Source organism: Pseudomonas sp. AC252 (genome assembly GCF_979258105.1).
Genome location: NZ_OZ409837.1, coordinates 1,945,692 through 1,965,655, shown reverse-complemented (window position 1 = coordinate 1,965,655; position 19,964 = coordinate 1,945,692). Strand labels below are relative to the sequence as shown.

Here is a 19,964-nt window from a genome sequence, read left to right as displayed (position 1 = left end):
GGCCGTTACGAGAGCCTACGTAATAGCACGAACCGGATTACTTTTCTTTGGCCGGTGTGCTGTCCGTAATTGCGAAACGCAACACGCCGATCAACTGCCCGTCCTCGGTCAGCACCCGCACCTGCCATTTGCCCGCCGGGTTACCCGGGAAATTCTGTTTGTGCGTCCACGCCCGGTAGCCTTCCTTGCGCCCGCCATGGATGTCGAGGGCGATGCGGTCGACTTCTTTGCCGTTGAAAGTCCACACATGATAAATCCGCTCGTCGAGGCCGCGCGGCGCGTTGATCGCGGTGTAGGCGTAGAGCCCGCCAGCGCGGATCTGCTCAGCGCTGACGGTATCGAGGCTGGCGCCGGGGGTGCGATCCTGCAGCTGCGTGCTGATCGCCACGTCGGTCATCCACAGCGTTGCCGGCGGCACCCACGAACGCAGCGCCCAACCGACGCCGCCGATGCCGACTGTGATGAACAGAATCGCCAGGGCGTTGCGTACCGTGCGGATCGGGAAGATCGACGCCAGGCTCGGGAACGACAGCAGTACGGCAATTCCCAGCGCCCATTTGAAACTCTGCGCGGTGGTCAGATGCATGATCACCGGCAGCGCGGTGAGCAGGGCGGCGAACAGGGTCAGGGTGTGCAGCGCGAGAAACGCCCAGCGCCGTGGCGCCAGCCATTTGTAATAGAGCGGATCGACGATGGAGATCAGGGCGGCAATGCCGAGCAGCCCGGTGAATATCAACTGGCCGCTGTTCCAGGTTGTGGTGATGAAGAAGAACGGCAGAACGAAGAACAGGCTTTCCTGATGGATCATCTGCGTCGCGTAGCGCAGCAGCGGCTGGGGAATCTCGCGCTTGAAGATCCGCGTGAACAGCCCGGTCAGGGTGTTTTCCAGCATCAGCCAGATCCAGCTGAGCAGCATGATCACCGTGATCCAGCTCGCCAGCCCCTGTTGGCGATCGACGAGGATGAAACTGCCGACCCCGGAAATGAAACCACCCGCCGCGATCAACCCGGGGTAGCGCTTCATCAGCTCGAAAAGGCGCTGGATAAGGAGGGTCAGTTTTGGCATTTTGGCGGTTCACGACGATATGGGGAAAATCCCGGAAAGGTTAACGCCGCATGCCCCCTGTGGCGAGGGGATTTATCCCCGATCGGCGGCGCAGCCGTCGTAGATCCTGCGAGCGAATTTTGTCTGGATCTACCGAGCTGCCCTTATTGGGGCTGCTGCGCAGCCCATCGGGGATAAATCCCCTCGCCACAAGTGCTCACTCACAGGATTAATGGCTTCCAGCAATTTTGTGGCGGCGATGCAGGCGCCAGCCGATCACGATCAGCAGCAACACCCCGACACCACCCGCGACCAGCCACAACACCTGATCATCACTGATCAACGGTTTCTCGATCCTGATATACCCCGGCTGCAACAGCAGCTCGCGCATCGCCTTGTTCGCCGCTTCCAGCGTCACCCCCTGCAACTCCCGCGCGGGATTGGCAAAGCGGCCATCCTGATAGTCGGCCAGCGCGCTCCAGTAATAGTCCGCCAGTGCGCTGTTGCCCTGCACGGCCCAGGCCTGGTGGGCGATGGCGGCTTGCTTGATGCGGGCGAAGGTGCTCGGGTCGAGGCCGTTTTTCAGCAGGTCGGCCTTGAGGTCATCGAGTACCTGGATGGCTTCGTCGACGTCATCGCGATCCAGGTCAGCGTTGAGGCTCATGAAACCAACACCGCCGAACACTTCACGCTCGGCCCACGGCCCGTACGACAAGCCATGGTTGAGACGAATCTGCCGGTACAGTGCCCAGTCGAGATAATCCTTGAGAATGTCGAACGTCTGGTCGTACTGATCGTCGAGCACCGGTTCCGGCACCAGCCAGTGCAGCTTGGCGCTGTCGCCGATAAAGCCACGGGTGAGGGTGCGCTCATGGGCGGCGCTGGTGCGGATGTCCGGCAGCGCCCGGTGTTCGGTGGGCTCGACCGGCTCCAGCTCACCCCAGGTGCGCTCGAGATAGGCCGGCAGCAGTTTGTCGAGTTCGCCGACGACGATCAGGGTCATGTTGTTCGGCGCGTACCAGGCCTTGCGTACCTTCTCCAATTGCTCTTGGGTGAGATGGCCGACTTCGGCGCGCTGCGGGCATTTCAGGCCCAACTCGACAGCCAGTTGACTGCTCGCGGTATGACCGAGGTCCTGACGGTCGAGGAAACGTTGCAGCTTGGTGTAATGCCCGCCGTCCTCACGCTCGACCACCCGTTTGGCGGCGTTGATTGCGTTGTCGTCGATGCGTGTCTGGGTCAACAGCGCGAGCAGCAGGTCGAGCACCTTGCGCTGGTTTTTTGCCGGGGCTTCGATGACAAAAGTGGTGTCGGCATTGCTGGTGAACGCATTCCAGTCACCGCCGAGCGCCTGCATGCGCTCTTCCAGACCACCTTCGCCAGTGGCGTCGATACCGCTGAACAGCAGGTGTTCGAGCAAATGCGGCAGCTCTTTTTCGTTGCAGTCGAAGTCATCGAGACCAACGCCGACCACCAACCGGATTGCCACATGTCCACGCTCGGTGCCGGGTTTGAGCATCAGTTGCAAACCGTTGGGCAGCGCATAGCCTTCGACCTGAAACCGATCCAGGGCAAACGCGGGCAGGGAACCGAGCAACAGACAGGCGAACAACAGGCAACGCATAACAGGCTTCCATACGGCTGATTTGGAGATCCGTGTCGTCAGTCAGGGCCGCATCGCTGGCAAGCCAGCTCCCACAAGGATCTGCGGCGCTCACAAAACCCTGTGGGAGCTGGCTTGCCAGCGATGACGGTCTCAAGGCTGAACCACTGTAACTGACTGACCCCAGCCCCAGACGTTCAAGGTGAATGCGTAATGTCAGCCATGTCATCCACCGCCAGCGCGCCGGTGTCCGCGGTTTCCAGCACGACATAGGCGCTGCTGCAGAACAGCGAATTGAGCCGCTTCATGTCGGCGATCAACTCCAGATGCAGCGAACTGGTCTCCAGGCTCTGGACGATCTTGCGCTGCAATCGGCTGACGTGAGCGTGGGCCAGACGCCGTTCCTGCGCGCGAAAACGGCGTTTCTCCCGCAGCAACTGCCGGGCGCTCTCGCGGTCGCCGCTGAGAAACACCGACAGCCCCAGACGCAGGTTGGCGATCAGTTGTTGTTGCAGCCCGGCAAGATCTTCCAGGCCTTCTTCGGAAAACGAACGGCGCTGCGAAGTCTTCTGCTGCTGGATCTTGCGCAGCATGCGCTCGATCAGGTCGGCGGCGAGTTTCAGGTTGATCGCCAGTTCGATGATCTCGGCCCAGCGCCGACTGTCGTGCTCGCCGAGATCCTCGCGGGGCATCTGCGCCAGATACAGCTTGATCGCGCTGTACAGGGCCTCGACATCGTCGGTCAGGCGGCGCATCTCCTGGGTGACGGCGGTCTGCTTGCCGCGCAGCACATCCAGGGAGGCGTCGAGCATGTTGTCGAGCAGATCGCCCATGCGCAGGGTTTCCCGCGCGGCATTGGCCAGCGCCAGGCTCGGCGTGACCAGCGCGGTCGGGTCGAGATGACGCGGTTTGGCGGTACCGTTGACCTCCGGCCGCTCCGGCAGCAGCCACGCACAAAGACGCGCCATCGGCCCGACGCTAGGCAACAGGATCAGGCAGCGCGTGGTGTTGTAGAGCAGGTGGAAGCCGATGACCATTTCCTGCGGGCTGAAATCGAGGCTGTCGATCCAGTGCACCAGCGGATCGAGCACCGGGATGATCAGCAACAGGCCGATCAGTTTGTACAGCAGACTGCCCAACGCCACCTGGCGGCCGGCGGCGTTCTGCATGCTGGTACTCATGAAGGCGAGGATGCCGCTGCCGATGTTGGCGCCGATCACCAGACCGATCGCCACCGGCAAGCTGATCACCGCAGCCCCGGCCAATGTAGCGGTGAGCAGCACGGCGGCGAGGCTGGAGTAGGAAATCATCGCGAACAGCGCGCCGACAAGGGCGTCGAGGAGGATGTCACCGGTCAGCGAGGCGAAAATCACTTTCACCCCTTGCGCGTGAGTGATCGGCGCAGCGGCCTCGACGATCAATTGCAGGGCGAGAATGATCAGCCCCAGGCCGATCGACACCCGGCCCATTTGCCCGAGCCGCGTCTGTTTGCGCGACAGAAAGAAAATCACCCCGAGGAAAATCAGCAGCGGCGACAGCCACGACAAATCAAACGTCAGCACCCGCGCCATCAACGCGGTGCCGACGTCGGCGCCAAGCATGGTCGCCAGCGCTGGCGTCAGCGCCATCAAACCCTGGCCGACAAACGAGGTAACCAGCATCGCCGTGGCGTTGCTGCTCTGGACCATGGCGGTGACGAGAATACCGGCGATGAACGCCAGCCATTTCTTCGACATGTTCTGGCCGATGACATGTCGCAGATTGGTGCCATAAACCCGCAGGATGCCGGTTCGGACGATGTGCGTGCCCCAGATCAGCAGGGCGACGGCGGACAGCAGATTGAGCAGGGTGAGCATGCAGACCCCCTGTAGTAGCAGCGCCCCAGAGGGGCAAGTGGACGGCACCGCGCGGTTTCTACGTTTTTGATACTTAAGCTGTAGTTGGCTAACGGTCTCGGCGCCAGCATTGCACAGCTAAAGAGGGGATTGAAACAAAAGTGTCATCAAAACAAATTCATCCACTCACCGAATCCGACACCTTTCCCCTCTATTGCCCAAAACAACTGTGGGAGCGAGCCTGCTCGCGAAAGCGGAGTGCCAGTCAACATTGTTGTCGACTGGCACTCCGCTTTCACGAGCAGGCTCGCTACCACAGGGATGTAGCGCGCTGCTGGACTACCGGGTTATTGGCCCGGTACATCCTTGCGCAGTTTCACCGGATCCTGCTGCTTCTTCTTGCGCGCGATCGCACCGCGCATCTTGATGTTGATCGCTTCCACCGCCAGCGAGAACGCCATGGCGAAGTAGACGTAGCCTTTTGGCACGTGCACGTCGAACGATTCGGCGATCAGCACGGTACCGACCACCAGCAGGAACGACAGCGCGAGCATTTTCAGCGACGGGTGCTTGTCGATGAATTCGCTGATCTTGCCCGACGCCAGCATCATCACCAGCACCGCCACGACGATCGCCGCAACCATGACCGGAACGTGCGAGACCATGCCGACAGCGGTGATGACCGAGTCCAGCGAGAACACGATGTCGATGATCGCGATCTGGATGATGGTGTAGAGGAAGTTGCCGCCCTTGCCCGACGGTGCGTCGTCGCCTTCTTCCTCGCCTTCCAGCGCGTGGTACATCTCCTGCGAGCTTTTCCACAGCAGGAACAGGCCACCGAAGAACAGGATCAGGTCGCGGCCGGAAATGCCTTGACCGAACACTTCGAAGAGGTCGGCGGTGAGGCGCATGACCCAGGTGATCGACAGCAGCAACAGGATCCGCGTGATCATGGCCAGGCCAAGACCGAAGATCCGCGTGCGCTGCTGCATGTGTTTGGGCATGCGGCTGACCAGGATCGAAATCATGATGATGTTATCGATACCGAGGACGATTTCCAGGGCGGTCAGGGTAAAGAAGGCAACCCAGATTTCGGGGTTGGTCAGCCAATCCATGTGTATTCCTTTGAGCAATTTGTTGAACCGAAAAAGGTCCGGGCTTCAAACCGCGAAGCCAGGACCCGTAACGGTGAGTCTTGGGCTTATAGAGTGCTGAACACCGGGAAAGTCCCCAACAGCAGTGCAGCAATCAGAATGCAGATGCACACCAGGATCGCCCATTTCAGGGTGAAACGCTGGTGATCACCGAAATCGATACCGGCCAGCGCCACCAACAAGTAGGTCGACGGCACCAACGGGCTCAGCAAGTGGACGGGCTGGCCGACGATCGAGGCACGGGCCATTTCCACCGCAGTGATCCCATAGTGGCTGGCCGCTTCGGCCAACACCGGCAACACGCCGTAGTAGAACGCGTCGTTGGACATGAAGAAAGTGAACGGCATGCTCACCAGCGCCGTGATCACCGCCAGGTACGGGCCGAGGAAATCCGGAATCACCGCCAACAGGCTCTTCGACATCGCATCGACCATGCCGGTGCCCGACAGGATACCGGTGAAGATACCGGCCGCAAAGATCAGCCCGACCACTGCCAGCACGCTGCCGGAATGCGCGGCGACGCGATCCTTCTGCATTTGCAGGCATGGGTAGTTGACGATCATCGCGATACTGAACGCCACCATGAACAGCACCGGCAGCGGCAACAGGCCGCCGATCAGTGTGCACATCAGGCCGAAAGTCAGTGCGGCGTTGAACCAGATCAGCTTCGGACGCCGTGCGTCAGGGAATTGCGAGACGCTGATTTCACTGTGATCGATCTCATCGCCGACCAAGTGCAGTTCCCCGAGGCGGGCACGCTCACGCTTGCCGTAGAAGTAGGCAATCAGCAGGATCGCTACGACACCAGCGGCCATGGCCGGGATCATCGGCACGAAAATGTCCGACGGGTCGACATGCAGGGCACTCGCAGCACGGGCAGTCGGGCCGCCCCACGGAGTCATGTTCATCACGCCGCCGGCGAGGATGATCAGACCGGCCATGATCCGCGGGCTCATACCGATGCGGCTGTACAGCGGCAGCATCGCGGCCACGCAGATCATGTAAGTGGTCGCGCCGTCACCATCGAGGGAAACGACGAGCGCCAGAACGGCGGTGCCGACCGAAACTTTCAGTGGGTCGCCCTTGACCAGTTTGAGGATCTTGCGCACGGCCGGGTCGAACAGGCCGGAGTCGATCATCAGGGCGAAATACAGAATGGCGAACATCAACATCACGCCGGTTGGCGCCAGCTTGGTGATGCCTTCGAGCATCATCGGACCGATTTTCGGCGCGAAACCACCAAACAAGGCGAACAGGATCGGGATGATAATCAGGGCGATCAGCGCGGACAGGCGCTTGGTCATGATCAGGAACATAAACGTGATGACCATGGCGAAGCCAAGGAAAGTCAGCATGGGGATACTCCAGGCGTAGCGCGGCTAATGGAATGAGCGGATCGGATGTGATCAGCGCAGAACGGGAGGCGCGAGGCGTACGGGTGGAGTGACCAGCAGGAAGCAGGAGAAACGGCGGGTTGCAGAGGACATCAGAATCACCATTGTTGTTGTTAATTGGGCCGGGCCTGTGGAGCAAACACAGGTCTTGGGCCAACCGGTCTGTTGCCGGGAGTGAGGCGATCCTAATCGGGGAAGCTTTCAGCTACCTTTCGCTATTGAAAGCGGTGAATGAACAGCCAACCGGTGGTCGGATACGGCGAGCGCCAATAAACACGGGAGAAGGGCGATGGATACGAATCAGGCGCATGAGGGTGGCTGTCACTGCGGACACATCCGCTATCAGTTCAGCGGTCCGTTGCGCGATATCGCTCACTGTCATTGTTCAATCTGCCGCAAGGTCAGCGGCGGCATCGTCACCACTTGGATCACCGTGCCGGCGGAAAAATTTCAATGGGTGAAAGGGACGCCGGCCCGCTATGACTCGTCAGCCAGTTGCGTGCGGTTTTTCTGCGCAAACTGCGGCGCGCAACTGGCATTGGTGACCGCGCTCAGCCCCGACAACATCGACGTGACCATCGCTACGCTGGATCATCCGGAAACGGCGCCGGCCGAGCGGCATATCTGGACCGACAGCCGATTGCCATGGCTGCATCTGGATGAACATCTGCCGGGCGAAGCCGAAGAAACCCTCGATTAAAACACCGACAGATCCAGCAGCCGCACCGCGCCCATCCAGATCGCGTGTTCGGTGTGGTCAAGCAAGTCGTCGCCCGTGTCCGGATGCAGGAACACCACCAGGTCTTTGCGGTTGAGCGCCAGCCATGGCAGCACCTCGCCGATCAGCTCGGGACCGAAGGCCAGTTGGCAGCTCCAGTCGGGGTGCGGCCCTACCGGGCGCTCGTGCACACGGCCCATCTTCAGCGCAAACAACTGCGCGGCCTGTTCGCACAAGGCCCGCGCCTGGTCGATGGTCTGCGCGTCGAAATAGACATGGGCGTGATAACCCTTGATCCCTTGCATCGTGTCGCCTCTCAATCGGTTCGAACCCTTGGCTGTTTCCACCGTCACAGGCCATATAGGACAACAATAAGGAAAACAGCCATGAAAAATGCCGAAACCCCAGTGGTGAAAGTGGTGCTCTATGGTGCCATGGCCAGCCTGGGCGGTGCGTTGATGGCTGAATTACTGCGCCGCCAACACGAAGTCATCGCCATTCTCGATGATCTCACTGCGCTGGCGCCGCGTCCGGGCTTGCGCACCAAGACCGGCGATCTGTTCGATGCCGAGCGAGTCAATCAGAGCGTTGCCGGCAGTTCGGCGGTGATCTGCCTGCTGGACGCGCCAGGGCTGCCGTTCAGCAGCGACCACGTCGAGCGCTCGGTGACTCTGGGGCCGGTTGAACAGGTGCTGGCAGTCGACGCGTTGGTCGAAGGTTTGCAACTGGCCAGCGTGCCGCGCCTGTTTCTGGTCGGCAATTTTGCCGTGCTCGACGAACCTGACAGTGACGAACGTCTGCAACGTCACGCTGCCGAAGAAATCCTCGAGGCAGTACAAAGCAGCTCACTGCGCTGGACCCTGGTCAATGCGCCGCATGGCGTGGCCGGGTTGACCATCGAGCACTTCAGTCAGGTCGGCGGCAATCTCGAACCGGGACTGGCCGAACCGCTGGAGCGCCTGAACCGTGTCGCGGTGGGCATCGCCGATGAGCTGCGGTTGAATCTGCATGTCGGTGAGCATGTGAATTTTGTGGCGGCTTCTGATTCGTAAAAGATCGCACCCGTGGAGCTGCCGAAGGCTCGAGCCGCGATCGGATGCTCTTTTACTCTTCACACCGCAATCGAGGGCAGGGCCAGACCGTTCAGCGATTCCGCACTGCTGGCCTGTTCCGCCATTAACCAATCAACAAATTCCCGAATCAACGCACCCCGACGCTTGCGTTGCGGCAACACCACGTAATACCCCAGCCGCGACAGCGTGGTTTCCGCCAGTGGCCGGCACAGCAACCCCTGCACCAGCAAGTTATCCACAAGGTGCCGCCAGCCAATGGCCACACCTTGCCCGCCAATCGCAGCCTGAATCAGCAAAGTGTAATTGTCGAAGCGCAACTGCCCCGGTGCCGGTGGCGTAGTCAGGCCCAACTGACGAAACAAGCCACTCCAGTCGAACCAATTACTGCTGTTTTCCCCACGCAGATGCAGCAGCGGAAACTCCAGCAGCGCCTGCACAGGCAACGGCAATGAGCGGTCCTTGAGCAACAGCGGACTGCACACCGGAAACACTTCTTCGCTGAACAGCCAGTGGCTCTCACCCTGCTTGAAGCGACCATCGCCAAACAGGATCGCCACGTCGATGTCGGTGCGCAGCATGTTGTGGTTGCGCTCGCTGGTGACCAGGCTGACATCGATGTGCGGATTGGCTTCGTGAAAGCGGTGCAGGCGCGGCATCAACCAATAGGCGGCGAACGCAAAATCCGTGGCCACTTGCAGCACTTCATGTTGTTGCTGAGTGCTGATTGCGCTCAATCCTGCGTCGATATTCTGCAACCCGAGGGTAACTTGCTCGAACAGCAGGGCGCCCACTTCGGTCAGTTCAATGCCCCGATAAATACGATCGAACAGACGCGTACCGAGCTGTTCTTCCAGACGTTTTATCTGCTGGCTGATCGCCGGTTGCGTAGTGCCGAGCTCTACCGCAGCAGCGGTAAAGCTGCGATGGCGTGCCGCTGCCTCAAAGGCGCGGAGCAGATCGAGGGACAGGTCACCGAGGGCTTCATACATAAGCTGTGCTTATCCTAGTTATTGTCCGGCGCGGGCTTTACCGAAACAGGCATGGACTCCATGCTCGATCGCAGCACTCTCGCATAAATATTCAACATGGAATGCCGCGATCACATGAAGCGCAAGAACATTCTTTTCATCATGGCCGATCAAATGGCCGCGCCAATGTTGCCGTTCTACGGCCCATCGCCAATCAAACTGCCGAATCTGTCCCGCCTCGCCGCCCAAGGCGTGGTGTTCGATTCTGCTTATTGCAACAGCCCGTTGTGTGCACCGTCGCGTTTCACCCTGGTCAGCGGTCAGTTGCCAAGCAAGATCGGCGCTTACGACAACGCTGCCGATTTCCCTGCCGATATCCCCACTTATGCGCACTACCTGCGCCGTCTCGGCTACCGCACCGCGCTGTCGGGCAAGATGCATTTCTGTGGGCCCGACCAGCTGCACGGTTATGAAGAACGCCTGACCAGCGATATCTACCCGGCGGATTACGGTTGGGCGGTGAACTGGGACGAGCCGGACGTGCGGCCGAGCTGGTATCACAACATGTCTTCGGTACTGCAGGCCGGGCCGTGCGTGCGCACCAATCAGCTGGATTTTGATGAAGAGGTGGTGTTCAAAGCGCAGCAGTACCTGTTCGATCACATCCGCGAAGACGGCGACCAACCGTTCTGCCTGACCGTGTCGATGACCCATCCGCACGACCCGTACACGATTCCCAAGGCCTTCTGGAATTTGTACGACGATGCCGATATCCCGTTGCCTACAGCCATGAACCAGGACGAACTTGATCCACACTCGCAACGCCTGCTCAAGGTTTACGACCTGTGGGACAAGCCGCTGCCTGTGGATAAAATCCGCGATGCCCGTCGCGCCTACTTCGGGGCTTGCAGCTATATCGACGACAACGTCGGCAAACTGCTGCAAACGCTTGAGGAAACCGGGCTGATTAACGACACCATCATCGTTTTCTCCGGTGACCATGGCGACATGCTCGGCGAGAAGGGGCTCTGGTACAAAATGCACTGGTTCGAGATGGCCGCGCGAGTGCCGCTGTTGATCAGCGCGCCGGGGCAATTCGAAGCGAGCCGGATCAGCGCCGCCGTTTCCACCGCCGACCTGCTGCCAACGTTCGTTGATCTGGCCGGTGGCACGCTCGAGCCAGGCTTGCCGCTGGACGGTCGTTCGTTGCTGCCGCACCTGCAAGGGCAGGGCGGGCATGACGAAGTGTTCGGCGAATACATGGCCGAAGGTACCGTCAGCCCGCTGATGATGATTCGCCGTGGCGCCTACAAATTTATCTACAGCGAAAGCGACCCGTGCCTACTCTTCGATGTGGATAACGATCCGCGCGAAGAAGAGGAGCTCAGCCAGTCGCCGCAACATCGTCAGCTGTTCGAAGACTTTCTCGCTGAAGCGCGGACCAAGTGGGACATCCCGGCGATCCACCGGGAGGTGCTCGCCAGCCAGCGCCGACGCCGTTTCGTCGCCGATGCGTTAACCATCGGCAAGCTGAAGAGCTGGGATCACCAGCCGCTGGTCGATGCCAGTCAGCAATACATGCGCAACCACATCGACCTCGATGATCTGGAGCGCAAGGCCCGTTATCCACAACCCTGCCAAAACCAATAATGTTGAGGGGAAGTCCATGCGCAAGTTATCCACAGCTGTGACCGTTGGCCTGATCGCATTGAGCAGCGCCTCGGCCTTCGCCGAGCAAGGCTGCGAAACCGTGAAGATGGCCGATCCAGGCTGGAGCGACATCGCCGCAACCAATGCCATCACCGGATTTCTGCTCGACGGCATGGGCTACAAGGCCAAGATCGACACCCTCGCGGTGCCGATCACCTTCGGCGGCTTGAAGGATGGCCAGGTGGATGTGTTTCTCGGCAACTGGATGCCGGCGCAGCAGGGCTTCTATGACAAGTTCGTCGCCACCGGCGATGTGACGCAACTGGCGAAAAATCTCGAAGGCACGGAATTCACCCTCGCCGTCCCCGACTATGTCTGGGAGGCGGGCGTGCATGATTTTGCCGACCTGAACACATTCGCCGACAAGTTCGACAAGAAAATCTACGGCATCGGTTCGGGCGCGCCAGCGAACATTTCGTTGCAGGAAATCATCAAGAAGAACGACTTCAACATGGGTCAGTGGAAGCTGATCGAATCCAGCGAGCAGGCGATGCTCGCCGAAGTGTCGCGGGCTGTGAAGAAACAGAAATTCGTCACCTTCCTCGGCTGGACCCCGCACCCGATGAACGTGCAACTGAAAATGCGCTATCTGAAAGGCGGCGAAAAATACTTTGGTGACACCGGCAACGTGTTCACCCTGACCCGCAAGGGCTACGCCGAGGCCTGCCCGAATGTGGGCAAGTTGCTGACCAATCTGGCGTTCACCCAGGACATGGAGAACAGCATCATGGCCGAGGTGGTGAACAAGAAGGTCAGCAATACCGAAGCGGCGAAGGCGTGGATCAAGGCCAATCCGGCGGTGCTGGACAAGTGGCTGGACGGGGTGAAGACCTTGGATGGCAAGGATGCGTTGGTGGCGGTGAAGGCCAAACTGTAATGCTATCTGACTGTCGACCACTTACCTGTGGCGAGGGGATTTATCCCCGATCGGCTGCGAAGCAGTCGCCAGATCCGTGAACTCGATACACCTGACTCACCTGGAACTCTGGGTTTGGGGGCCGCTTCGCGGCCCATCGGGGATAAATCCCCTCGCCACAATGATTGCCGTGTCCTGATAGGCTTGCCTGAAAAACCCAACCGCGAGGACCCATGGCCTTACCCAGCCGCCATTCACTGTTTCCTTTCCTGAGCTGGCTGCCAAGGCAAACCCGCGCCAGCGTCGGACGGGACCTGATCGTCGGCCTCAGCGGTGCGATTCTCGCCTTGCCCCAGTCGATTGCCTACGCACTGATTGCCGGGCTGCCACCGGAATACGGGCTTTATGCGGCGATCATCCCGGTATTGGTCGCGTGCCTGTGGGGTTCGTCATGGCATCTGATCTGCGGCCCGACGGCAGCGATTTCCATCGTGCTGTACGCCAGCGTCAGCCCGCTCGCGGTGCCGGCGTCCGAGGACTACATCACCCTGATCCTGCTGCTGACCTTTCTCGCCGGGATTTTCCAATGGCTGCTCGGCTTGCTGCGCTTCGGCGCGCTGGTGAATTTCGTTTCGCATTCGGTGGTACTCGGCTTCACTCTCGGTGCTGCGGTGGTCATCGCCACCGGGCAATTGCCCAATCTGCTCGGTCTGGAACTGCCGGCCAACACCACGGCGCTCGCCAGCCTGATGGATCTGCTGCGACATCTGGGGGCTGTGGATAAACCTTCGTTGATCCTTGGCGTCGCCACGGTAATCGTCGGTGTGGCCCTGAAAAAACTCCTGCCGCGCTGGCCGACGCTGTTGCTCACGCTGGTGCTGGCCAGTCTGCTGGTCTGGATCTGGCCAGCGATGTTCGGCCATGTGCATCTGGTCAGCGCTTTCGTCGGGCGCTTGCCGCCGTTCAGCCCCTTGCCGCTGGATCTGGAGGTAATCCTGCGCCTGCTGCCGAGCGCCGTGGCGGTGGGCATGCTCGGGCTGGTCACCAGCCTGTCGATCGCCCGTTCGATTTCGGCGCGCTCGCAGCAGTTGCTCGACGCCAATCAGGAAGTCCGCGCACAGGGTCTGTCGAACATCGTCGGTGCGTTCTTTTCCGGGTCGCTCTCAGCCGGATCGTTTACCCGCTCGGGATTGAGTTATGAGGCAGGTGCCTGCTCGCCGCTTGCCGGGGTGTTTTCGGCGCTCTGGGTAGCGCTGTTCGCGGTGTTCGGCGCGGGGCTGATCGCCCATATTCCGATCCCGGCCATGGCCGGCAGCATTCTGTTGATCGCCTGGGGGCTGGTCGATCACCGCGGCATTCGCGCCTTGCTGCGGGTCAGCCGCGCCGAGTTCGTGGTGATGGCGCTGACCTGCCTCGCGACTCTGCTGCTGGAATTGCAGACGGCGATCTACGCCGGGGTGCTGGCTTCGTTGTTTTTCTACCTCAAGCGCACCTCGCAACCACGGGTGCAGCATTGGCGCGACGGTGACGACGACGTGCTACGGGTGGGCGGTTCGATCTTTTTCGGCGCCAGCCATTACCTGCAAGTGCGCCTGCAACGGTTGCACGGAGCGCGGGTGGTGATCGAGGCACAGCAGATCAACTTCATCGATTATTCAGGGGTGGAGATGCTGCATCAGGAAGCGCGGCGCCTGCTGGGCCAGGGGCGCAGCCTGACCTTGCGCCGGGCGCGGCCGCCAGTGGTGGAGGAATTGCGCAAATTGGAAGGGCCGGAGAAATGCCCGATCCGGTTTGAAGACTGAGCACCGCATACCTTTGTAGGAGTGAGCCTGCTCGCGATTGCGGTGTGTCAGAGACGAAATTTCAACTGACACACCGCAATCTCGAGCAGGCTCACTCCTACAGGGGTTATTGCGCTAGCTGGCGGCGCAGTTCGGCGAGTACCGGCGCGGTATCCGGGCGTACGCCGCGCCACAGCAGGAACGCCTCGGCCGCCTGCTCGGCGAGCATGCCCAGACCATCCATCGCCAGCGCCGCGCCGTGCTCAGTGGCCCAGCGGCAGAATGCGGTCGGTTCCTTGCCGTACATCATGTCGTAGCACAGGGTCTGGCCCGGCTCGATCAGACTTGGCGCGATCGGCGGCACGTCACCGGTCAGGCTGGCGGAGGTGGCGTTGATGATCACGTCCACCGGCTCGCGCAGCCAGTCGAAACCACTGGCCGACACCGGCCCCAGATCGGCAAATAATTCCGCCAGCAGCTCAGCCTTGTCCACCGTGCGATTGGCGATGATCACCGAGGCCGGTTTCTCCGCCAGCAACGGCTCCATCGCACCACGCACCGCGCCGCCGGCACCGAGCAAAAGGATGCGCTTGCCGGTCAGGCTGAACCCGGCATTGACCGTCAGATCGCGGACCAGGCCTGCGCCATCGGTGTTGTCGCCGAGCAGTGATCCATCGTCCAGTTTGCTCAAGGTGTTCACCGCACCGGCGCGCTGCGCGCGGGCGGTCAGGCTGTTGGCCAGACGGTAAGCGTCTTCCTTGAACGGCACTGTCACGTTGGCGCCGCGCCCTTCGCGAAAAAACGCCGTGGCGCAGCCGGCAAAATCATCCAGCGGCGCGAGCAGCGTGCTGTAATCAAGGCGCTGGCCGGTCTGTTCGGCGAACAGCTGGTGAATCATCGGCGACTTGCTGTGGCCGATCGGGTTACCGAAAACAACGTAACGATCCATCACAAGTCCTCAGGCCTCGGCCAGCCAGTCGCGATCCTGCAGGAAGTATTCGGTCAGGCGCGCTTCTTCGCTGCCCGGCTCGGCCTTCCAGTCATAACCCCAGCGCACTTGCGGCGGCAGCGACATCAGAATCGATTCGGTACGGCCGCCCGACTGCAGGCCGAACAGGGTGCCACGGTCGTAAACCAGGTTGAATTCGACGTAGCGGCCACGACGGAATTCTTGGAATTCGCGCTGCTGAGCGGTGAAGGCGTCATTCTTGCGCCGCTGCACGATCGGCAGGTAGGCCTCGATGTAGGCGTCACCGATGGCGCGCATGAAGGCGAAACTGGTGTCGAAGTCCCACTCGTTCAGATCATCGAAAAACAAGCCGCCTATACCGCGTGGCTCGTGACGGTGCTTGATGTGGAAGTACGTGTCGCACCAGGCCTTGTACCGCGGATAGACGTCGGCACCAAACGGCGCACAGGCTTGCTCGGCGACGCGGTGCCAGTGAATGCAATCTTCCTCGACGCCGTAATACGGGGTCAGGTCGAAACCGCCGCCGAACCACCAGACCGGTTCTTCACCTTCTTTTTCAGCGATGAAAAAGCGCACGTTGGCGTGGGAGGTCGGCACATGCGGGTTGTGCGGGTGAATGACCAGCGACACGCCGAGTGCCTCAAAACCGCGCCCGGCCAGCTCCGGCCGATGGGCGCTGGCCGAGGGCGGCAGGCCGCTGCCGAATACGTGGGAAAAGTTGACGCCGCCCTTTTCGATCAGCGTGCCGTTTTCCAGCACGCGGGTGCGACCGCCACCGCCCGCCGGCCGGGTCCAGGCGTCTTCGGCGAAGCTTTTGCCGCCGTCTTCGGTTTCCAGTGCTGCGCAGATGCGGTCTTGCAGATCGAGCAGATAGGCCTTTACGGCGTCGGTGCGGGTCGTCATGGCTTCACCTTGAATCGGGCGGCGCCCCGGCAGGCGGGCGGCGCAAATGGGCGCGTAGCATACCATCGCGGACCGGCGCGCCGCAGTTGACGAAGATCAAGCAGGGGAGTTGGATAGGGGGCTTACCGATGACCCAAGGAGAGCAGGCAGATGGCAAAGCGTATCCAGTTCCGCGCCCACGGCGGTCCCGAAGTGCTCGAGTATGTTGACTACGAACCGGCGGCGCCCGGACCGAACCAAGTGCGCGTGGCCAACCAGGCGATCGGCCTGAACTTCATCGACACCTATTACCGCAGCGGCCTCTATGCGCCACCCACGTTGCCTTCTGGCCTGGGTTCGGAAGGCGCCGGTATCGTCGAAGCGGTGGGCAGCGGCGTCACCCGGTTCAAGGTCGGCGATCGCGTGGCATACGGCAGCGGCCCGCTCGGCGCCTACAGCCAGTTGCATGTTCTGCCGCAGGACAATCTGGTGCACCTGCCCGATCAAATCAGTTTTGAAACGGCCGCCGGGGTCATGCTCAAGGGCCTGACCGTGCAGTACCTGCTGCGCCAGACCTACGAGCTGCAGGGCGGCGAAACCATTCTGTTTCACGCCGCAGCCGGTGGCGTCGGCTCGCTGGCCTGCCAATGGGCCAAAGCGCTGGGCGTGAAGCTGATCGGCACCGTCAGCTCCAAGGAAAAAGCCGAACTGGCCAAGGCCAACGGCGCCTGGGCCACCATCGACTACAGCCATGAAAACGTGGCCGAGCGCGTGCTGGCACTGACTGACGGCAAGAAAGTCCCGGTGGTGTACGACGGTGTCGGCAAGGACACTTGGCTCACATCCCTGGACAGCGTGGCCCCACGTGGCCTGGTCGTGAGCTTCGGCAATGCTTCGGGCGCGGTCGACGGCGTCAATCTGGGCATTCTCGCCGCCAAAGGCTCGCTGTACGTCACCCGGCCGACACTGGCGACCTACGCCAACAACGCCGAGAACCTGCAGCGCATGGCCGACGAGCTTTTCGAGATGATCATCAGCGGCAAACTGAAGGTCGACATCAGCCAGCGCCATGCATTGGCGGATGCGGCGAAAGCGCAAACCGAACTGTCGGCACGGCGCACCACCGGTTCGACGATTCTGTTGCCGTAATTCCAAGTGGATACTCGGCGAACTCTTCCATGAGTTCGCCGAGTATCTTGCAGCTATATCAAATACATCTTGCGGTGAAGTTTCTTCGCTGCCGGCCTACGCCCTGCAAACTTCCTGCGCAACTTCCTGGATTCATATACAAGCCATTTCTCAGCCCATTCTTCAATCACTGGCGGATCAATACTGGCGGTTGTATTCATCACGATACTCCGGCTGATGCGCGTTCATGTTCACAGGCTGATCCAGGGCCATCAACACTTGCCGCCATTCGGCAGACAACAGCCAATAATCGCCCCGGGCACGTTGCTCGATATGCATTGCCTGCGAAGCAATCGGTGTCAGGCCGAAGCGCTGATACAGTTGCCGCTGTGGCGATCTGCACAAGGCTGTCACTCCCTGATATCCGCGATCGATCGCCCATTCCGCCGCAGTGGCAAGCAGACCATTTACCGACACCGGCCGGTGCTGCTGGGAATGGGTGATCAGGCGGCTGAACTCGACGTGGCGCGCCAATGCCACTGTGGGAGAAACATGGTGCTGGGCCAGTGAGGCCCATTCGAAGGGCGCCGGGGTTGCCCGCAGCACCGCAATAAGCTGATCTCGCTGATACAACAAAAAGTGCGTACTGCGTGAGGTAATCGCCAATCGGGTCTCCAGCGCCCGGGCTCTGGAGGTGAGCATGTAATGCTGCAATCGCAGGCGAAACTGTCGATTGATGAAGCGTTCAAACTCCCCGGCATCCGACCCTGCCTCAAGAATGGCCACACGATACTCGGCCCGTTGATTCTTGAGTGTTTCCTGAAAGCCCTGCAGATAATCCTTGAGGTGTAAATCCGTAATATCCATTACTTCTCCGCAGCCATTAACATTTCGAAGTTGCTTCAAGCACACTGAAGAATGGTTGCTTTTGAAAATCTCGCCACTGCGCGTGTTCTGATAATCACGTGGGAAAACTTACAGATATTGCAGACCCAAAGATTCGTCTGACGCATGAAAGAACAATGGCATCGGATAAGTTTTAAACAGACACCGGAATCAATCGCTGGCATGCGCAAAACTCCTCGGCAATAGCGCCGAGGAGTCCGCAAAAATAAAAAGAATGGCGTCAGTCAGGACGAACGACGTTACCGGTGGCGAGGTCGCGGATCACGCTGGGGTTCTTGCGCCCGCCAAGGCTGCCGCCGAGCACCAGATCGACTTGCCCGCGGAAATACTGCTCGACGCGCAAACGCGTGCGCGCTGGCGGTCGCCCCTGTGGGTTGGCCGAAGTCGAAATCAAAGGCCCGACCAGCGAGCACAAATCGCGCACTTGCGGGTGATCACTAACCCGCAGCGCCACGGTGTCATGCACGCCTGTGACCCATTCCGGCAACAGGTTCTGATGCGGCACCAGCCAGGTATTCGGCCCCGGCCAGGTACTGGCCATGCGGTCGATCCAGTCCTGCGGGAAGTCCTCGAACAGGAAATCGAACTGACGGATGTTGTCCGCGACCAGGATCAGACCTTTGCTGACCGAGCGATTCTTGATCGCCAGCAAGCGGTCCACTGCGTCTTCATTCCACGGGTCGCAACCCAGCCCCCAGACGGCTTCGGTTGGATAGGCAATCACCGCGCCGGCGCGAACTTCACGCGCGGCTTGTTGCACACGCCAACTGTTGACCATGAAAAAACTCTCCACAAACAGGTTTCGCGCAGTTTACCGATCTTCCTCGTAAAACCTAGCTTGTCCGCGCCAGCCAGCGACCGTTTTCGCACACCGCGCGGCCGTCGATCTCCAGCTCGGTCAGCGCCGCCAGCACTTTCGGCAGTGCCCAGCCGCAGCTTGCGGCCAGGGCCTCGCTGGTGTGCGGCGCCGCGTGCAGCAGCGCCAGCAACGGGTGATCGGCCTGCGCCGCCGCCGTGGATAACAGCGGCTGCTGCCAGCCGCGCAGGGCTTCGAGGATATGTTCGATAGTCTCCACCAGCACCGCCCCGTCGCGAATCAACTGGTGACAACCGCGCGCGCCGGGGTGATGGATCGAGCCCGGAATCGCATAAACCTCGCGGCCCTGTTCGGCTGCCAGCCGCGCCGTGATCAACGAGCCGCTGGCAACACTGGCCTCGACCACCAGCACGCCGAGGGACAACCCGCTGATGATGCGGTTGCGCCGGGGAAAGTTGCTCGGGCTCGGCCCGGCGTCCAGCGGAAACTCGGAAAGCACCGCGCAGCCCGAGGCAATCATCGCCTCAGCCAGGCGTTTATTGCGCTGTGGATAAAAATTTTCCAGCCCCGTGCCGAGCACACCCACGGTCAAGCCACCAACATCCAGAGCAGCCTGGTGGGCAGCAGCATCGATGCCCAGCGCCAGACCACTGTTGATGACAAAACCGGCCCCGGCCAGACTGCGGGAAAACGCCGCCGCCGTGTCCATCCCGGGACGCGAAGCGCGACGGCTACCGACCATCGCCAGCTGCGGTTTCTCCAGAATCGACGGATCGCCGGCAACGAACAGGAGTGGCGGCGGATCGGGAATTTGTGCCAGCAACGCTGGATAATCCGCTTGGTCCCACATCAGTAAATGTTGGTCGGGGTGCTCTAGCCAGCGCATTGCGTGGCTGGCGCCGTCACGCACCGTCGGACAGCGCCTTGCCTCGCCACAGTTCGCCGGCAACCCCAGCGAGCGCCAGGCACTGGCTGGCGCGCTGATGGCTTTCGACGCCGAGCCGAAGGCTTCGAGCAGTTTGGCGAAACGCTTGGGGCCGATATCCGGCATGCGGTGCAGGCGCAGACGCGCTTCCAGTTCCGCCGGGGAAATGGCCGTACTGACAGACAACATGAATGGATCA

General features: G+C 60.8%; 18 protein-coding genes. 6 read left to right on the top strand and 12 right to left on the bottom strand.

Features of this window, described 5'->3' with window-relative positions:
* Window positions 1–37: 37 nt before the first annotated feature.
* The 5 genes from ACZZZ4_RS09175 to ACZZZ4_RS09155 form a co-directional block, all read right to left on the bottom strand.
* On the bottom strand, window positions 38–1,066 hold the full coding sequence (locus ACZZZ4_RS09175) for a DUF5924 family protein (RefSeq protein WP_039757156.1): 1,029 nt from the start codon (window positions 1,064–1,066) through the stop codon (window positions 38–40).
* 208 nt (window positions 1,067–1,274) lie between these two features.
* The gene (locus tag ACZZZ4_RS09170; RefSeq protein ID WP_310402758.1) at window positions 1,275–2,669 is read right to left on the bottom strand and encodes a M16 family metallopeptidase; all 1,395 of its coding nucleotides are present in this window, start codon (window positions 2,667–2,669) and stop codon (window positions 1,275–1,277) included.
* 176 nt (window positions 2,670–2,845) lie between these two features.
* On the bottom strand, window positions 2,846–4,504 hold the full coding sequence (locus ACZZZ4_RS09165; protein WP_039757158.1) for a Na/Pi cotransporter family protein: 1,659 nt from the start codon (window positions 4,502–4,504) through the stop codon (window positions 2,846–2,848).
* Between the two features lie 326 nt (window positions 4,505–4,830).
* Window positions 4,831–5,598 (bottom strand): TerC family protein, encoded by a 768-nt coding sequence (locus ACZZZ4_RS09160; RefSeq protein ID WP_129998045.1) that lies wholly within the window; start codon window positions 5,596–5,598, stop codon window positions 4,831–4,833.
* Between the two features lie 86 nt (window positions 5,599–5,684).
* A complete protein-coding gene (locus tag ACZZZ4_RS09155) occupies window positions 5,685–6,992 on the bottom strand; it encodes a CitMHS family transporter (RefSeq protein WP_039757164.1) in 1,308 nt (435 codons plus the stop codon).
* A 328-nt stretch (window positions 6,993–7,320) separates the two neighbouring features.
* Here ACZZZ4_RS09155 and ACZZZ4_RS09150 point away from each other — a divergent pair, with 328 nt between their 5' ends.
* A complete protein-coding gene (locus tag ACZZZ4_RS09150) occupies window positions 7,321–7,731 on the top strand; it encodes a GFA family protein (RefSeq protein WP_129998044.1) in 411 nt (136 codons plus the stop codon).
* Here the strand turns inward: ACZZZ4_RS09150 and ACZZZ4_RS09145 are convergent.
* Window positions 7,728–8,054: a DOPA 4,5-dioxygenase family protein gene (locus tag ACZZZ4_RS09145; RefSeq protein WP_463547681.1), complete on the bottom strand. Its 327-nt coding sequence runs from the start codon at window positions 8,052–8,054 to the stop codon at window positions 7,728–7,730. The two genes, ACZZZ4_RS09150 and ACZZZ4_RS09145, sit on opposite strands and share 4 nt — an antisense overlap.
* A gap of 81 nt (window positions 8,055–8,135) precedes the next feature.
* Between ACZZZ4_RS09145 and ACZZZ4_RS09140 the strand changes: the two genes are divergently transcribed.
* The gene (locus ACZZZ4_RS09140) at window positions 8,136–8,801 is read left to right on the top strand and encodes an NAD(P)-dependent oxidoreductase (RefSeq protein WP_039757167.1); all 666 of its coding nucleotides are present in this window, start codon (window positions 8,136–8,138) and stop codon (window positions 8,799–8,801) included.
* 59 nt (window positions 8,802–8,860) lie between these two features.
* On the opposite strand, the gene ACZZZ4_RS09135 is transcribed toward ACZZZ4_RS09140, so the two are convergent.
* On the bottom strand, window positions 8,861–9,811 hold the full coding sequence (locus ACZZZ4_RS09135; protein ID WP_463547680.1) for a choline sulfate utilization transcriptional regulator: 951 nt from the start codon (window positions 9,809–9,811) through the stop codon (window positions 8,861–8,863).
* A 114-nt stretch (window positions 9,812–9,925) separates the two neighbouring features.
* Between ACZZZ4_RS09135 and betC the strand changes: the two genes are divergently transcribed.
* From betC to ACZZZ4_RS09120, 3 genes are all read left to right on the top strand, one after another.
* On the top strand, window positions 9,926–11,440 hold the full coding sequence (betC, locus tag ACZZZ4_RS09130) for a choline-sulfatase (protein ID WP_463547679.1): 1,515 nt from the start codon (window positions 9,926–9,928) through the stop codon (window positions 11,438–11,440).
* 16 nt (window positions 11,441–11,456) lie between these two features.
* Window positions 11,457–12,377, top strand: a complete 921-nt coding sequence (choX, locus tag ACZZZ4_RS09125; RefSeq protein WP_463547678.1) for a choline ABC transporter substrate-binding protein — start codon at window positions 11,457–11,459, stop codon at window positions 12,375–12,377.
* Between the two features lie 212 nt (window positions 12,378–12,589).
* Window positions 12,590–14,158 (top strand): SulP family inorganic anion transporter, encoded by a 1,569-nt coding sequence (locus ACZZZ4_RS09120; RefSeq protein ID WP_463547677.1) that lies wholly within the window; start codon window positions 12,590–12,592, stop codon window positions 14,156–14,158.
* A gap of 106 nt (window positions 14,159–14,264) precedes the next feature.
* On the opposite strand, the gene aroE is transcribed toward ACZZZ4_RS09120, so the two are convergent.
* Together aroE and hemF are read right to left on the bottom strand one after the other, a co-directional pair.
* Window positions 14,265–15,086, bottom strand: coding sequence for a shikimate dehydrogenase (aroE, locus tag ACZZZ4_RS09115; protein ID WP_463547676.1), 822 nt, complete (start codon window positions 15,084–15,086; stop codon window positions 14,265–14,267).
* 9 nt (window positions 15,087–15,095) lie between these two features.
* Window positions 15,096–16,010: an oxygen-dependent coproporphyrinogen oxidase gene (gene hemF / locus ACZZZ4_RS09110; protein WP_463547675.1), complete on the bottom strand. Its 915-nt coding sequence runs from the start codon at window positions 16,008–16,010 to the stop codon at window positions 15,096–15,098.
* Between the two features lie 150 nt (window positions 16,011–16,160).
* Here hemF and ACZZZ4_RS09105 point away from each other — a divergent pair, with 150 nt between their 5' ends.
* Entirely contained in the window at window positions 16,161–17,138 is a 978-nt protein-coding gene (locus ACZZZ4_RS09105; RefSeq protein WP_463547674.1) for an NADPH:quinone reductase, read from the top strand.
* Window positions 17,139–17,315: 177 nt separating this feature from the next.
* On the opposite strand, the gene ACZZZ4_RS09100 is transcribed toward ACZZZ4_RS09105, so the two are convergent.
* The 3 genes from ACZZZ4_RS09100 to dprA all read right to left on the bottom strand — a co-directional run bounded on the left by ACZZZ4_RS09100 (window position 17,316) and on the right by dprA (window position 19,954).
* The gene (locus ACZZZ4_RS09100; protein ID WP_463547673.1) at window positions 17,316–18,023 is read right to left on the bottom strand and encodes a hypothetical protein; all 708 of its coding nucleotides are present in this window, start codon (window positions 18,021–18,023) and stop codon (window positions 17,316–17,318) included.
* A 220-nt stretch (window positions 18,024–18,243) separates the two neighbouring features.
* Window positions 18,244–18,801 (bottom strand): L-threonylcarbamoyladenylate synthase type 1 TsaC, encoded by a 558-nt coding sequence (gene tsaC, locus ACZZZ4_RS09095; protein ID WP_463547672.1) that lies wholly within the window; start codon window positions 18,799–18,801, stop codon window positions 18,244–18,246.
* 55 nt (window positions 18,802–18,856) lie between these two features.
* Complete coding sequence (gene dprA, locus ACZZZ4_RS09090) at window positions 18,857–19,954, bottom strand: DNA-processing protein DprA (RefSeq protein ID WP_463547671.1); 1,098 nt, start codon at window positions 19,952–19,954, stop codon at window positions 18,857–18,859.
* Between the last annotated feature and the right edge of the window lie 10 nt (window positions 19,955–19,964).